The organism is Glutamicibacter sp. MCAF14, assembly GCF_052114325.1.
Lineage (GTDB): Bacteria > Actinomycetota > Actinomycetes > Actinomycetales > Micrococcaceae > Glutamicibacter > Glutamicibacter arilaitensis.
Genome location: NZ_JBFREO010000004.1, coordinates 879,647 through 893,592, shown reverse-complemented (window position 1 = coordinate 893,592; position 13,946 = coordinate 879,647). Strand labels below are relative to the sequence as shown.

At 60.1% G+C, this 13,946-nt stretch carries 11 protein-coding genes and 1 tRNA gene; 9 read left to right on the top strand and 3 right to left on the bottom strand.

What is annotated here, in order from left to right; translation table 11 throughout:
- Nucleotides 1-14 precede the first annotated feature (14 nt).
- Nucleotides 15-96, bottom strand: a tRNA-Leu gene (locus tag AB4Y71_RS11775).
- 189 nt (nt 97-285) lie between these two features.
- Between AB4Y71_RS11775 and AB4Y71_RS11770 the strand changes: the two genes are divergently transcribed.
- The 4 genes from AB4Y71_RS11770 to AB4Y71_RS11755 all read left to right on the top strand — a co-directional run bounded on the left by AB4Y71_RS11770 (nt 286) and on the right by AB4Y71_RS11755 (nt 3,319).
- A complete protein-coding gene (locus tag AB4Y71_RS11770) occupies nt 286-903 on the top strand; it encodes an ANTAR domain-containing response regulator (RefSeq protein WP_134779968.1) in 618 nt (205 codons plus the stop codon).
- Between the two features lie 299 nt (nt 904-1,202).
- Nucleotides 1,203-2,435 (top strand): inorganic phosphate transporter, encoded by a 1,233-nt coding sequence (locus AB4Y71_RS11765; RefSeq protein WP_013349284.1) that lies wholly within the window; start codon nt 1,203-1,205, stop codon nt 2,433-2,435.
- The gene (locus AB4Y71_RS11760) at nt 2,432-2,680 is read left to right on the top strand and encodes a hypothetical protein (protein WP_013349283.1); all 249 of its coding nucleotides are present in this window, start codon (nt 2,432-2,434) and stop codon (nt 2,678-2,680) included. The genes AB4Y71_RS11765 and AB4Y71_RS11760 overlap by 4 nt, the downstream gene beginning before the upstream one ends.
- 93 nt (nt 2,681-2,773) lie before the next feature.
- Entirely contained in the window at nt 2,774-3,319 is a 546-nt protein-coding gene (locus tag AB4Y71_RS11755) for a dihydrofolate reductase family protein (RefSeq protein WP_013349282.1), read from the top strand.
- A 93-nt stretch (nt 3,320-3,412) separates the two neighbouring features.
- Here the strand turns inward: AB4Y71_RS11755 and AB4Y71_RS11750 are convergent, their stop codons facing one another.
- On the bottom strand, nt 3,413-3,898 hold the full coding sequence (locus tag AB4Y71_RS11750) for a hotdog fold thioesterase (protein ID WP_441720524.1): 486 nt from the start codon (nt 3,896-3,898) through the stop codon (nt 3,413-3,415).
- 85 nt (nt 3,899-3,983) lie between these two features.
- Between AB4Y71_RS11750 and polA the strand changes: the two genes are divergently transcribed.
- From polA to AB4Y71_RS11725, 5 genes are all read left to right on the top strand, one after another.
- Nucleotides 3,984-6,596, top strand: a complete 2,613-nt coding sequence (gene polA, locus AB4Y71_RS11745) for a DNA polymerase I (RefSeq protein WP_441720600.1) — start codon at nt 3,984-3,986, stop codon at nt 6,594-6,596.
- Nucleotides 6,597-6,689: 93 nt separating this feature from the next.
- Entirely contained in the window at nt 6,690-7,607 is a 918-nt protein-coding gene (locus tag AB4Y71_RS11740) for a polysaccharide deacetylase family protein (protein ID WP_441720523.1), read from the top strand.
- A gap of 68 nt (nt 7,608-7,675) precedes the next feature.
- Complete coding sequence (locus AB4Y71_RS11735) at nt 7,676-8,989, top strand: GNAT family N-acetyltransferase (protein ID WP_441720521.1); 1,314 nt, start codon at nt 7,676-7,678, stop codon at nt 8,987-8,989.
- Between the two features lie 216 nt (nt 8,990-9,205).
- A complete protein-coding gene (gene rpsA, locus AB4Y71_RS11730; protein ID WP_013349277.1) occupies nt 9,206-10,681 on the top strand; it encodes a 30S ribosomal protein S1 in 1,476 nt (491 codons plus the stop codon).
- A gap of 312 nt (nt 10,682-10,993) precedes the next feature.
- A complete protein-coding gene (locus tag AB4Y71_RS11725; RefSeq protein ID WP_441720519.1) occupies nt 10,994-12,238 on the top strand; it encodes a hypothetical protein in 1,245 nt (414 codons plus the stop codon).
- A 25-nt stretch (nt 12,239-12,263) separates the two neighbouring features.
- Here the strand turns inward: AB4Y71_RS11725 and AB4Y71_RS11720 are convergent, their stop codons facing one another.
- Nucleotides 12,264-13,910 carry an HNH endonuclease signature motif containing protein gene (locus AB4Y71_RS11720; protein ID WP_441720517.1) on the bottom strand — a complete coding sequence of 549 codons (1,647 nt, stop codon included), beginning with the start codon at nt 13,908-13,910 and terminating at the stop codon, nt 12,264-12,266.
- Nucleotides 13,911-13,946 lie beyond the last annotated feature (36 nt).

Genomic DNA, 13,946 nt, shown 5'->3' with positions numbered 1-13,946 from the left:
ACCTTCTTGGCTTGTGCCCAAGGTGGGACTCGAACCCACACATCTTTCGATACCGCATTTTGAGTGCGGCGCGTCTACCGATTCCGCCACTTGGGCTGGCACTTTGACTACTTTACTAGAGGTTTTTCAGATTTCCTAATCGAGAACCTCGCGTCTTCGCCTCAACAAGAGTACATGCCAGTAGGCTTAGATGTGAAACCGAGGCAATGTGGCTTCGCTGAACTGAAACCATCAAGAGACTGCCCTGACAGCAGGCAGGAATTCTGACCATGGAGGAAGGCGCCAATGAGCGAACTACCTGAAATCACCCGCATCCCATCCGAGGTGCAGTCCACTCCGCGCCGAGTTCTCGTTGCCGAGGATGAAACCCTGATCCGCCTGGACATCGTCGAAATCCTGCGCTCCGAAGGCTACGACGTCGTCGCCGAAGCCGACAACGGCCAAAGCGCGCTGGAAAAAGCCCGTGAACTGAAGCCGGACTTGGTGCTCATGGACGTGAAGATGCCGGTCATGGATGGCATCACCGCCGCGGAAGCCATCGTCAAGGAACGGATCGCACCGGTTGTGCTGCTGACCGCCTTCAGCCAGAAGGAGCTGGTGGAGCGTGCTCGCGAAGCCGGCGCCATGGCGTACGTGGTCAAGCCCTTCACCCCGGCAGACCTGACTCCAGCCATTGAAATTGCGATCTCCCGCAATGACGAGCTGCGTGCCCTGGAAGAAGAGGTCAGCAATCTGGCTGAGCAGTTCGAAACCCGCAAGCTCGTTGATCGCGCCAAGTCGCTGCTGATCACCAAGATGGGCTTGACCGAGCCAGAAGCGTTCCGCTGGATCCAGAAAACCTCCATGGATCGCCGCCTGAGCATGCGCCAGGTCGCCGAGACTGTCGTCGACCAAGTCAAGTAGGTCCTGCGCGCGCCACCCGCGCGTCTGAATGTGCGCCAAGCCATATATGGTTTGGCGCACATTTTTTATGCCCGCAACCCGGCTTCGCCTCGGTTGAACACCAGTTAACCTGTGCGCAACCAATTGTTCACGCTAGATTGGCTCGGATGGGGTTGCAATCCTGGATTGACGTACTGCGCCGTACGCCTAAGATGGAAATTGCGCTAAGAACGAAGTCCTGCACACCATTTTCATCCGCAGGATTCTTATTCACGGCCCGTTTACTTTTCCTTGCCGTTCGACCCTCAGGCTGGTATTCAATGGATTTGACGCTTATCGTCGTCCTGGTCATTGCCTTGGCGTTGTTTTTCGACTTCACCAATGGTTTCCATGACACGGCCAATGCGATGGCCACACCAATCGCAACCGGAGCAATTTCCCCTAAAAAGGCAGTTGCCCTCGCCGCAATTCTGAACCTTGTCGGCGCTTTCCTCTCAACCGAGGTAGCGAAGACCATTTCAGGCGGCATCATCAATGAAGACCCGACCTCGGGTGTAGCGATCGGGCCAGCGATGATTTTCGCCGGCCTGATGGGTGCAGTGATCTGGAACCTGTTCACCTGGTTGCTGGGCCTGCCATCGAGCTCCTCGCACGCACTGTTCGGCGGCCTGGTTGGCGCTGCAATCGTGGGCGCAGGTTTCGCCTCGGTGAACTACGGCGTCCTGCTGTCCAAGGTACTGCTTCCGGCTATTTGCGCTCCGCTGATTGCCGGCATTTCCGCGTACCTGTGCACCAAGCTGGCCTACGCAATTACCAAGCGTGAGAATGGCGCGGCGCCTAAGCGCGGCGGATTCCGCTACGGCCAGATCTTCTCCTCCTCGCTGGTAGCGTTGTCCCACGGCACCAACGATGCGCAGAAGACCATGGGTATCATCACCCTGACCCTGGTTGCTTCGGGCCTGCAGGATTCAGACTCGGGTGTTCATTTCTGGGTTGTTGCAACCTGTGCCTTCGCGATCGCACTGGGTACCTACACCGGTGGCTGGCGCATCATCGCCACCATGGGTTCGGGCCTGACCGACGTGAAGCCTGCACAGGGCTTCGCAGCTGAGATGTCCACCGCATCGGCGATCCTGACTTCCTCGCACCTGGGCTTCGCATTGTCGACCACCCAGGTTGCTTCCGGTTCCGTGATCGGTTCGGGCATGGGACGTAAGGGCGGCGAGGTCCGCTGGGGCACCGCAGGGCGCATTGCACTGGGCTGGTTGTTCACCCTGCCAGCAGCAGCGGTTATCGGCGGCATCGCCGCAGCCATCACCCACCTGGGGAACATTGGCATTGTAATTGTCGCTGTCGCCGGTGTCGGCGCCATGCTGGCTATCTGGTTCATTTCGCGCAAGCAGCCACATGACCACGAGTCGAACATCTCCGATATCGACAACTCCGGTGCTGCGGTGAACATCTTGACCAAGAAGGAACGCCGCGCCAAGGCCAAGGCTGAAGCCAAGCTGGCTAAGGCCGCCGCTGCGCAGAAAGAAGCTGATAATTCATGATTGACTGGACAGCCTTTCTGATCGTCGCCGTCATCACCTGGATTGCGGCTATCGCGATCGTCTCCGCTTACTCCTTCGGCGTGCGCCTGCTGGCAGTAGCCAAGGATGACGGCAGCAATGAGTCCTTGAGCAAGACCGGCGCCTACGCATGCTTCGTGGTGTGCGGCTTGATCGTCGCCTTCGGCGTGGTGCTGATCGTGCCACAGCTGAGCGAAGCCATTCTGGGAGTCAGCTCAGGGCACTAGGCACTGGGCAAAACCCCTGGCGAGCCCGACACGAATCCGGGTTCGGCAACAACTTCATATTGCCTTCGATGGAGGCACCCCTAGACTGGAGCCATGACTAGCTTCAAGTACTACGTGGGTGCCTCCATCGATGGTTTTATCGCCGATCGCAACGGGAGTGTCCAATGGTTCAAGCCCTATGCCACGGCGCCGGCAGTGGAAGAGCACTTCCAGAAGTTCTTCGAAACGATCGGTGCGGTAGTGATCGGCGGGAAAACCTACGAGAACATCGTGCGTGATGTCACCGAAGGAAGCATTCCCTGGGTCTTCGGCGACAAGCCGGTATGGGTCTTCACCCACCACGAATTGCCGACCCTGCCCGGAGCGGACCTGACCTTCATCCGCGGGGAAGTGGGGTTCTGGAGCCGGGACATTGCCCAGAGCGCAGGCGCTGGCGACGTGTGGGTCGTGGGCGGGGCAGACTTGGCCGGCGCGTTCGTTGAAGCCGAAGCACTCGACGAGGTGCTATTGGTGACCGTTCCCGAGGTGCTGGGCGAAGGCGCGAGCCTCTTTGGCCGCGGCATCAGCACGCAGCTGGCCGCATTGGAGATCGAGCAGCTCGGAACCGACATCTTCCTCGCGCGCTACGCGATCGGCTGAGGCACGCAAGATACCTGCACGAATCATCGTTAAACAGTCCAGCGCCGCACCGGATCAGTCAGGCTGTTCCGGTGCGGCGCTGGGCTGCGGTGCTTATTTTTCGACCGGCAGCAGCATGTTGGTGATTCGAGAGGTAGCAACACGCTGTCCCTGCTCGTTGCTGATCACGATCTCATGGCAGGTGCTGCTGCGGCCCAAATGGATCGGCGTGCACTCCGCGGTAACCAAGCCGGAGCGGCCAGCCTTGTGGTGGGTGATGTTCAAATCCACGCCCACCGGGTTGGCTCGGCCAGCCCCATGCAAGGCTGCGGCCATCGAACCGAGGGTTTCAGCCAGCGCGGCCGACGCACCGCCATGCAGGATTCCGTAGACCTGGGTGTTGCCAGCCACCGGCATGGTGGCCGTCACGCGCTGCGGATCGAACTCGGTGAAAATGATTTCCAGTTTCTCCACGAGTTCGCCCACGCCATTCAGATGCAGGTATGGCCACATGGTTTCGGGGATCCCGTGGTGCGAAAGCTGCTCGGCAAATGGATGTGCCGAAGATTGCGTGGGTTGAGAAGTGAAATTATCGCTCATGGCAACTAGGCTTTCAGGTGTGAGCGAAACTACCAAACCGACGCCTGCGTCGGACAAGAGACTGCTGATTATTGATGGACACTCCATGGCCTTCCGCGCGTTCTACGCGCTGCCAGCGGAGAACTTCGCAACAAGCACCGGACAGCACACCAATGCCGTGCACGGCTTCGTGTCGATGCTGCTGACCATGATCCGCCAGCAGAAGCCCACCCACGTCGCGGTGGCCTTCGACTTGGACACCCCGACCTTCCGCTCGCTGGAATACACCGAGTACAAGGGCGGGCGCAATAAGACCCCCGAAGAGTTCTACGGGCAGATTGATCTGATCCAGGAAGTCATGAAGGCGATGAACATCCCTTCGATCACCCTGGAAAGCTTTGAAGCCGACGACATTCTGGCCACCTTGGCCACCCAGGGCGAAGAAGCCGGCTTCAATGTGCTGGTGGTTTCCGGCGACCGCGATGCCTTCCAGCTGATTACCGACAAGACCCTGGTCTTGTACCCGAAGAAGGGCATCAGCGATATTCCGCCGATGGACGCCGACGCGGTGGAAGCCAAGTACTTCGTACGCCCAGAACGCTACTCGGACCTGGCCGCACTGGTCGGGGAAACCGCCGATAACCTGCCAGGCGTGCCCGGAGTCGGACCGAAGACCGCCGCCAAGTGGATCAACCTGTACGGGGATCTGGCTGGCATCTTGGAGAACGCAGAGAACATCAAGGGCAAGGTCGGCGAGGCCCTGCGCGAACACGTGGACAACGTGACGTGCAACCGCCGACTGAACCAGCTCAAGCACGACCTGGAACTTCCGGTCACCTTGGAGCAGATGGAACTTCAAGCGCCGAACCGCGAAGAGATCGAGAACCTGTTCGACGCGCTGGAATTCAACACCCTGCGCAAGCGCCTATTCGATCTGTTTGCCGCCCAGGAAGAAGAAGTCGCTCCAGAAGTTGCCGAATTCACCCGCGTGGTGACCGAGGACGCCAAGGCGCTGCGCGACTTCCTTGAAGCCGGAAAGGGCGCGCCGATCGCGATCCAGCCGGCCGTCGTCGATGGCCAAGCGGTGGGCCTTGCCCTGTTCCGCGGGGCGCAGGCTGCCTGGCTGGACCTCTCGGGACTGGATGAGGCTGCCGAAAACGTCCTTGCGCAGTTCTTGGCTGATGCCGCGGCACCGAAGATCTTCCACGACGCCAAGGCCACCATGCATTTGCTGGCCGACCGCGGATTGAAGCTGGCCGGGATCCACGATGACACGCTGATCAGCGCCTACCTGATCCAGCCGGATCGACGCAGCCATGATCTGGTCGACGTGGTGCAGTATCACCTGAAGTATGCCGTGCCGGTGCATCAGGCGAAGAAGGGCGAGCTGGATCTGGGGCTGACCGCGGACCTGGCTGAGCCTGCCTTGGCCCAGGCCCAGGCCATCCACGACCTCTCCGCCTTCCTGGCCACCAAGCTGGCTGAAAAGCACGCGGACAAGCTTGCCGCCGAGATGGAGCTGCCGCTGATTCCGGTGCTCTTCGAAATGGAACGCGCCGGGGTGGCAGTGGACGTGGACCGCCTCAATGAGCTGCGCGCCCACTTCACCGAACAGGTGGACCAGGCAACCAACGACGCGTACGCCGCGATCGGCCATGAGGTCAATCTCTCCAGTCCCAAGCAGCTGCAGGTGGTCTTGTTCGAAGAGCTGGATCTGCCGCGCACCAAGAAGATCAAGACCGGTTTCACCACCGATGCCGAGTCGCTGTCCGACCTGCTGGTCAAGACCGGACACCCGTTCCTGGTCGCATTGATGGCCTACCGCGACGCGATCAAGCTGCGCCAGACCGTGGACGGCCTGCTCAAGGCCACCCATGAGGACGGCCGCATCCACACTACCTATGCGCAGACCGTGGCCGCGACCGGACGCCTGTCCAGCCTGAACCCGAACCTGCAGAACATTCCGGTGCGTTCGGAAGAAGGCCGGCGCATCCGCGACGTGTTCATGGTCGGGGAAGGCTACCAGAGCCTGCTGACCGTGGACTACTCGCAGATCGAAATGCGCATCATGGCGCACCTCTCCGAGGACGAGGGCCTGATCGAGGCCTACCAGAACGGCGAAGACCTGCACCGCTATGTCGGTTCGCGCGTGTTCAACGTCGAACCGGAAGAGGTCACCTCCGAGATGCGCTCCAAGGTCAAGGCGATGAGCTACGGCCTGGCCTACGGCTTGAGCAGCTTCGGACTGTCCAAGCAGCTGAAGATCGGCGTGGATGAAGCCCGCAAGCTGATGAAGGACTACTTCGACCGCTTCGGCGCCGTGCGCACCTACCTGCGTTCGGTTGTCGACCAGGCCCGCAAGGACGGCTACACCGAAACCATCTTCGGCCGCCGCCGCTACCTGCCGGAGCTGAACAGCTCGGACCGTCGCCTGCGTGACATTGCCGAGCGTGCCGCGCTGAACGCCCCAATCCAGGGTTCAGCTGCCGACTTGGTGAAAGTCGCCATGCTGCGCATCGACGAAGAGCTGAAAGCCGGCGAGTACAAGTCCCGGATGCTGTTGCAGGTCCATGACGAACTCATCTTGGAAATTGCCGAAGGTGAACTGGAACCAGTGCAGGAGATGGTGACCCGCGAAATGGGTCAGGCCGCCGAACTGCTGGTACCGCTGGATGTCCAGCCGGGCGTTGGCCGGACCTGGCACGACGCCGCGCACTAGGCCGATGACCGGCGCGCAACAATAACGGCAAAAGCCAAAGGGCAGGGACACTTGAAGGTGTTCCTGCCCTTTGGCATGAACCAGGTAGGTTCGATGGAAGAGGAAAACATGGAGCATCGCTCGCGCCGCTGGGCATTGAAAGCTGGCGCCGCCAGCTTGGGCGCTGTAGCCGCAGGGCTGCTAGGTGGTTGCAGTGCCAGCGGGCCGGCAACGGCCACGCGCTCTGCGAGTCCATCGGCATCTGGTGCTGCCAGCAGCACGCCGCCGGCACCTGCGCCCTCGGCGTCGCCCAGCAGCGCCAGGCAGTATCCGACGCGCGCCCAGATCCTCAGCGAGTTCAAGAATCAGCGGCCCGGCGAGTTCGGCCTGGAGGTCAAGGGGATCGAACTGGGACTGCCAACGACCACCAAGAGTGCGGCGCTGACCTTTGATGCCTGCGGGGGAGCGCACGGGTCAGCGATCGACCATTCCTTGCTCGACACCCTGCGTGACCATAAGGTCCCCGCGACCCTATTCATCAACCAGCGGTGGGCCCGAAGCAACGGTGCGGCCATGGAAGAGCTGGTAGCCGATCCGTTGTTTGAAATCGCCAATCACGGTACCAGCCATGCTCCGCTGAGTGTTGCGGGGCAATCGGCCTACGGCATCTACGGGACCGGTTCGGTGGGCGAAGCCTACGACGAGGTCATGGGCAACCAGCAGTATCTGGCTGGACAGTACGCGGTGGATGCTCGATTCTTCCGCTCGGGCACCGCGCATATGGATGAAGTCTCGGCTGCGATGTGCCGCAAGCTGGGATTGATCCCGATGAATTTCACGGTCAATCTGGATGCCGGGGCCAGTTTCCCGGCCGCCACGGTCGCAGCGCAGATGCAGCTGCTAAGTGCCGGGTCCGTGGGGATCGGGCATTTCAACCAACCCGAGTCGGGTACCGCCAAGGGGATAGCCCTCGGTTTGGCCGCTGCCCTTGATTCTGGACTGGAGTTCATCACGCTCTCCGAGGCCTGGTAGCTCCTCTTGCGCCGTGCGGACTTGGGCATAGACTGTGACCACAGACTCATTCACCGCCAAGGAGCTTCATGGGCCACCCACGCCAGCTTGATCTGGAAACCCGCACGTACCATGCTGTTGAACGCAGCGCGGAACTCGATGAGGCGATCAACCTTTTCCACCGGGCTACCGGGATCGGCTTCTACGAGGGCGTGCCCGAGGAAGCCAAGTTCTCCACCCTGCAGGAACTGACCTACTCCCAGCAGATGCGTTTTTCAATGGTGTTCGATCTGGCCGCGCCACCGCACTCGCGGCATGCATCCCAGCCGGTACACACCTATGGAACTTTCCCCGGTCTGCTCAATGCCGGCGGCCCGCAACCGGTCCCGGTGCATAAGATCAGTGCTGTCACTGTGGCACCGGCCTACCGGCGGCGCGGGATCTTGTCCCGGCAGATCACCGCCGATCTGGAATATGCCCGCCAGGCAGGTTTTGCGTTGGCCGCGTTGACCGCTTCGGAAGCCACGATTTACGGGCGCTACGGCTTTGAGCCGGCGACGTATCAAACGCGGTTTACGCTCAAGTGCTCGCACGGGTTGAAGTTCCGAGTACCGGTGCCGGGTGAGGTAGTGGAAATTGAGCCGCAGGATTTCGCCCCGGACTACGCGCGCTTGGCGGTACGCGCGCTGGAAGCAACCTTCGGCTCCGTGGACAGCACCGAATACGACAACGGCTTCGCACTGGGGCGCTGGGAAGGCTGGGAGTCCTTAGAGAAGCCCAAGAACCTGCGGTGCGCCGCTTACTACGACGAGACGGGGGAACTGTCCGGATTTGCGGCTTATAAGTTCGATGGATGGGACGAGCCCACGGCCAAGCTGACCGTGCACAGGCTCGTGGCAACCAGCACCGTGGCTCGGCTCAAGCTCTACGAATACCTGGGCAACCATGACTTGGTGCAGGAGGTCCAGGGGCAGGGTCCTGTGGCCGACCCGTTGCGCCGGGTACTTGAGAACGTGCGGGACTACCATGTGCGTTCGGTGGACGATGTGCTCTGGTTGCGGGTGCTTGATGTGGTCGCGGCCTTTGAGGCCCGTGGCTACCAGCATGATGGCCGTCTGCTGCTGGGGGTCGGGGACCGGATGGGCGTTGTGGCTGGAACCTACCTCTTTGAGGTGGCGGATTCCCGCGCGACGGTCAGCCTGGTGCAATCAGGGCAGGAACCAGCGGATGTTCCCCGGGTGGACTTGTCCGAACGCGAGCTTGCAGGTCTGTATTTGGGCACCGTGACGCTGAAAGACTTACTGGATACCGGCAGAGCCGAACTTGAGAGCACCGGTGCACGCGGGAGTTGGCTGGAGTTGTTCGACGTAGCCGGAGAAGGATTTACGCCGCATGGTTTCTAATCGCAAGCCATGATTTACCGGCCTGTATGACGAAGTTCACAAAATGCTGGCTTGGATGTTAGCGGGTTACGCTTTGACCCGCGTAGCGCTAGACGCGTAGACTTGTACAGCGTGCCATGGCTTTGTCATGTCCGCAAATAAGTTTTACCCGCTCGAAATTCCGGGACTTCCGGGGTTTCGACTGATCAAATCTATCCACATCGGAGTCCCTACTACATGACCATCACCTCGAACGAGAACAACAGCGCACCAGTCGTCGCAATCAACGACATTGGATCTGCTGAGGACTTCTTGGCCGCAGTCGACGCCACCATCAAGTACTTCAATGATGGTGACCTCGTCGAAGGCACCGTTGTCAAGGTTGACCACGACGAAGTTCTGCTCGACATCGGTTACAAGACCGAAGGTGTCATCCCTTCCCGCGAGCTTTCCATCAAGCATGACGTTGACCCAGGTGAAGTTGTCACCGTTGGCGACAGCGTTGAAGCCTTGGTTCTGACCAAGGAAGACAAGGAAGGCCGCCTGATCCTGTCCAAGAAGCGTGCTCAGTACGAGCGTGCTTGGGGCGACATCGAAAAGATCAAGGAAGAGGACGGCGTCGTTACCGGTACCGTCATCGAGGTTGTCAAGGGTGGCCTCATCCTGGACATCGGCCTGCGTGGCTTCTTGCCAGCATCGCTCGTCGAGATGCGCCGTGTGCGCGACCTGGCTCCATACATCGGCCAGGAAATCGAAGCCAAGATCATCGAGCTGGACAAGAACCGCAACAACGTTGTGCTGTCCCGCCGTGCATGGCTTGAGCAGACCCAGTCCGAGGTTCGCTCGACCTTCCTCAACAAGCTGGAAAAGGGCCAGGTTCGTCCGGGCGTTGTTTCCTCCATCGTCAACTTCGGTGCATTCGTGGACCTGGGCGGCGTAGACGGCCTGGTACACGTTTCCGAGCTGTCCTGGAAGCACATCGACCACCCATCCGAGGTTGTCGAGGTTGGCCAGGAAGTAACCGTAGAGGTTCTCGAAGTCGATCTGGACCGCGAGCGCGTTTCCCTGTCGCTGAAGGCTACCCAGGAAGATCCTTGGCAGACCTTCGCCCGCACCCACGCACTGGGTCAGGTTGTACCGGGCAAGGTTACCAAGCTGGTTCCATTCGGTGCGTTCGTACGCGTCGAAGATGGCATCGAAGGCCTGGTTCACATCTCCGAGCTGGCAGTTCGCCACGTTGAACTGGCTGAGCAGGTTGTCTCCGTTGGTGACGAACTGTTCGTCAAGGTCATCGACATCGACCTGGAGCGTCGCCGCATTTCGCTGTCGCTCAAGCAGGCTAACGAAGGTGTCGACCCAGAGGGCACCGAGTTCGACCCAGCACTCTACGGCATGGCTGCAGAGTACGACGAGGCCGGCAACTACAAGTACCCAGAGGGCTTCGACCCAGAGTCGAACGAATGGCTCGAGGGCTTCGACACCCAGCGCGCTGCATGGGAAGCACAGTACGCTGCTGCCCAGGAGCGTTGGGAAGCACACAAGAAGCAGGTTGTTGCTGCAATCGCTGCCGACGCAGAAGCAGAGCCTGCTGCTGCCGGTGGTTCCGAGCCAGCTCCAGCTTCGTACTCCTCGGAGGCTCCAGCCACCGATGCAGGCACCCTGGCTTCGGACGAAGCGCTGGCTGCTCTGCGCGAGAAGCTGACCGGCAACTAATTCCGAATTCTGCCTCGTGCGGAAATCGTGATTAGCTTTAGCTGATTCACGAAGGTCCAACCCCAAGGGGTTGGACCTTCGTTCATTTAACCGAAAAAAGCGCGACTGCCATGGCTTGGTTGTCATTATTTCTGCTGATCTTCGTGGGGTAGGAATAGCTCAAAAGGAGCACAGACCGGAATACCTTCCGAAGCTAGACTAAAAGAGCACCGACCAAGTGTGTTTCAGTAAGGCAGGCAGAGGAATATGGCAGCGGCAGATAGTACGCATATACGGATTGCACATGGTGCAATGACCGGGAAACTGATCCCGATGCGCCAAATCAGCAACGAAGAGTGGAAAGCCGCACCACGCACTATTCCCAATTTCTGGGTAGCAGCAGCGACCTGGCTTCCGCTAGCCGCCTTGGTCTTCTTCGCACGTTCCGATATTCTCCATTCCCCGTATCTGGACAAGGGCTTCTGGGACATCGTTTCCTTTTCCATGCTCGCTACCGTCCTAGCCATGATCATTGGCAGTGGACGGCAAGCGCCGTGGATGGGCCTGGGCGTTGCTACCGGACTGTACTTCTTGCTCGATCCTGCTGGGCAGCTGCAACGGACCATGTCGCTGGCGCTGGCCTATTTCCTTCTTCTCGCCGTGGTTCTGGGCCTCTTCGATGCGCGACTTCGACGCGAACTCAGAACCTGGAAGCGTGAAGCCACAGGAGGCATCGCCCTTGCCCCGGACCAAGAAGCAGACTTTGGAATCACGAAACAAATGTCGCCAACGCTCTGGCGTCTGGCCATTGGTGCTCTGCTCTATCCGCTACTGCGCCTTGGCTGGGAACTGATCAGCACCGAGGTCCATTCACTGCATGATCTAGACGCAGGGTACCGGCTTGACGTGCTTGGGGCCCTGGTCCTCTTGGGCATAAGTTTCTTGATCAGCTTGCTGCGTTGGCTGCGCATGAAATCGATGGGGCTCTTCGCACTGGAAATTCCTGCCGATCCGCGCATTGGTCCTATATCCTTGCAAGTTTATGGGGAAGCGATCCTTGTTGAAACGGAAGAAACCGCGAACTGCTTGTGCCGGCATCAAGACCAGAACGGGAATAAGAAGGCATTTGTGGATCCACGATTCATTTTCTGCTCAGAGACGTGCCCGGTGCACGGGGTTCATGCTGTGAACCAGCTGGACCAAGCTGAATTCCTAGCCATCGCCGCCCAGCCGTGGGTCTATGGCGAGAACATGAACGGAAAATTACTGGAAGGAACCGGCCAGCGTCTGGTGATTGCAGGCTTGAGCGGATGGGACTCGCGTCCGGTGCCCGTGCGCGCAGCGTGGCTCTTTGGTGGCGGGAAGCAGGCAAGCGCCTACTACACGCCGACTTCTGCTCGCGAGCCATTGAACAGAGCAAAGCGCCGGCTGTCAGTTCAGACGCTTCAGGGCAATTCGATCACGGCCGATATCTTTGAGAACAACGAGAAGGAAGAACTCGACCGCATCGACTTGCGCCCGGTAGGGATCAACGCACAGGTCGTACGCGTACGCGGTGGGCGGCCCTTCCTGATCTAACCTGCGAGCTGGATTCTGCGAAAATTTAGGCGGCCTTGGCCAGATGATACTTATTGCGCACTGGTTTCTGAGCAGGATCCATGAAGGCGGGCAGGATGACTTTGGGCACCCCTCCATCGGGAATCACCTTGATCAGACCCGCATGGACATCGTGATGGTGCGTATCGCAGAGCATCGCACTCCAGTAGACCGCGGTGACACCGCCAGCTGACCAGAATTCGATGTGGTGGATGTTGCACCGTTCGGGGTCCATAGTGCACCCGGGTACTAGGCAGCCTCGATCGCGCACGGTGACGCCGAGGCGCATGTATTTGGGATGCTTGCGCTGGCTGCGTCCGATGTCCAAGATTTCGCCTTTGCCGCCGAGCACCATCGGGATGATTTGGGCATTGGCCAATGCTTGCCGGAGATCGGTGGCGTTGAGCTTGAAACCATGGGAAGTGATTCCGTGGGTTTTGGCCCGCCCTTCGAGCTCATCCAAGCTCATCATCACGACCACTTGGGGCTTGATGAGCGGAATGTTCGGTTCCTGATGCTGTGGCTGAGAATTCTCCGACGCGGACCTGCGATTGCGGGTGGCTTCGAGCAGTTCACGCAGTCTTCGCGCGTTGATCTGCATGAGATTCATCATGCCGTTGAGCCGGCGGGCGGCCGGCGAAAGCGGTGCGCGGTCAGGCTCGTGGCTTGCCGCGGCCTCTTCGTCGGTTACGAAGTCCGGGTGCGCACCGCCTACCTGGTCGAATTCACCGCCGTGCTCCTCATTGGCCTCCGAAGCTTCACGGGCGGCCTGACCAGCTTCAGAGCGGGGATTATCGCTCTGGGCGATGCTGGATTCGAACAGTTCTGCGCGCACCGGACGCAGGGCCACGTCGTAGTGCACCAGACCATCGCGTTCGCCTCGTCGGAAAATTCCCTCTTCGGCTTCTGGCCGTTTCTTTGCCGTACGATTCTTCGCCTCTTTCAAGCAGCTAGACACAAGCTTGCGTCGGGTGCCCGGATCGGGTTCCTCCATTTGGCGATAGACCTCCGCTTCGAGCAGTTCGCCATTTTCGGCCAAGACGCTCGAAGTGGTGGGAATGGCGAATTCCTCGCGTTTTGGCTCCAGCGCACTCATCCGGCGGGCCGCGGCCAGGACTTCACCCGGAGGCCGGGTCTGATCGTTGAAGCGTTGAGCCATCAGCGGGTACTGCGCGGGATAGCTTTGGTGCTGGTAGTCGTATTGGCCTATGACGTGGTGGGCATCCTGGATGCGGCGTTTCGCCTCGAAAAACCCGGTGTGGAGCCACGCGGCCAATAATGCGATGGGATTGGCGAAGCAGGGACGTGCGGCGCTGCGTTCGACCGGTGTGCTGAAATCGGTGGTGCCCGCACGGACCGCATCCAGCTCATCGCTGGTCAGGGTGTGGGCGGAGCTGTCTTCGATCAGATTGGCCGCGTAGATCTGGGTTCGCAACGCCTGATGGCCAGCTGATTCTGCGAAGCTGGCCATGGCCAGGGCATAGCGCGGGTCGAGCATGAATTCCTGGGCGCCCGTTGGAGCTGCCGGGACCAGGTGCTGGTGCAGGGCTGGAATCAGCGCGGCCAAGGCCAGGGCGTCCTCGGCAGAGGAAACCGGTCCGGCCTTGAGTGCCTGGGCGAGTGCGGTGATCGCCGCACGGAGGGATGTGCTCATGGCCCCAGCATGCCCAGCACCAGCAAGCCGGGGCAG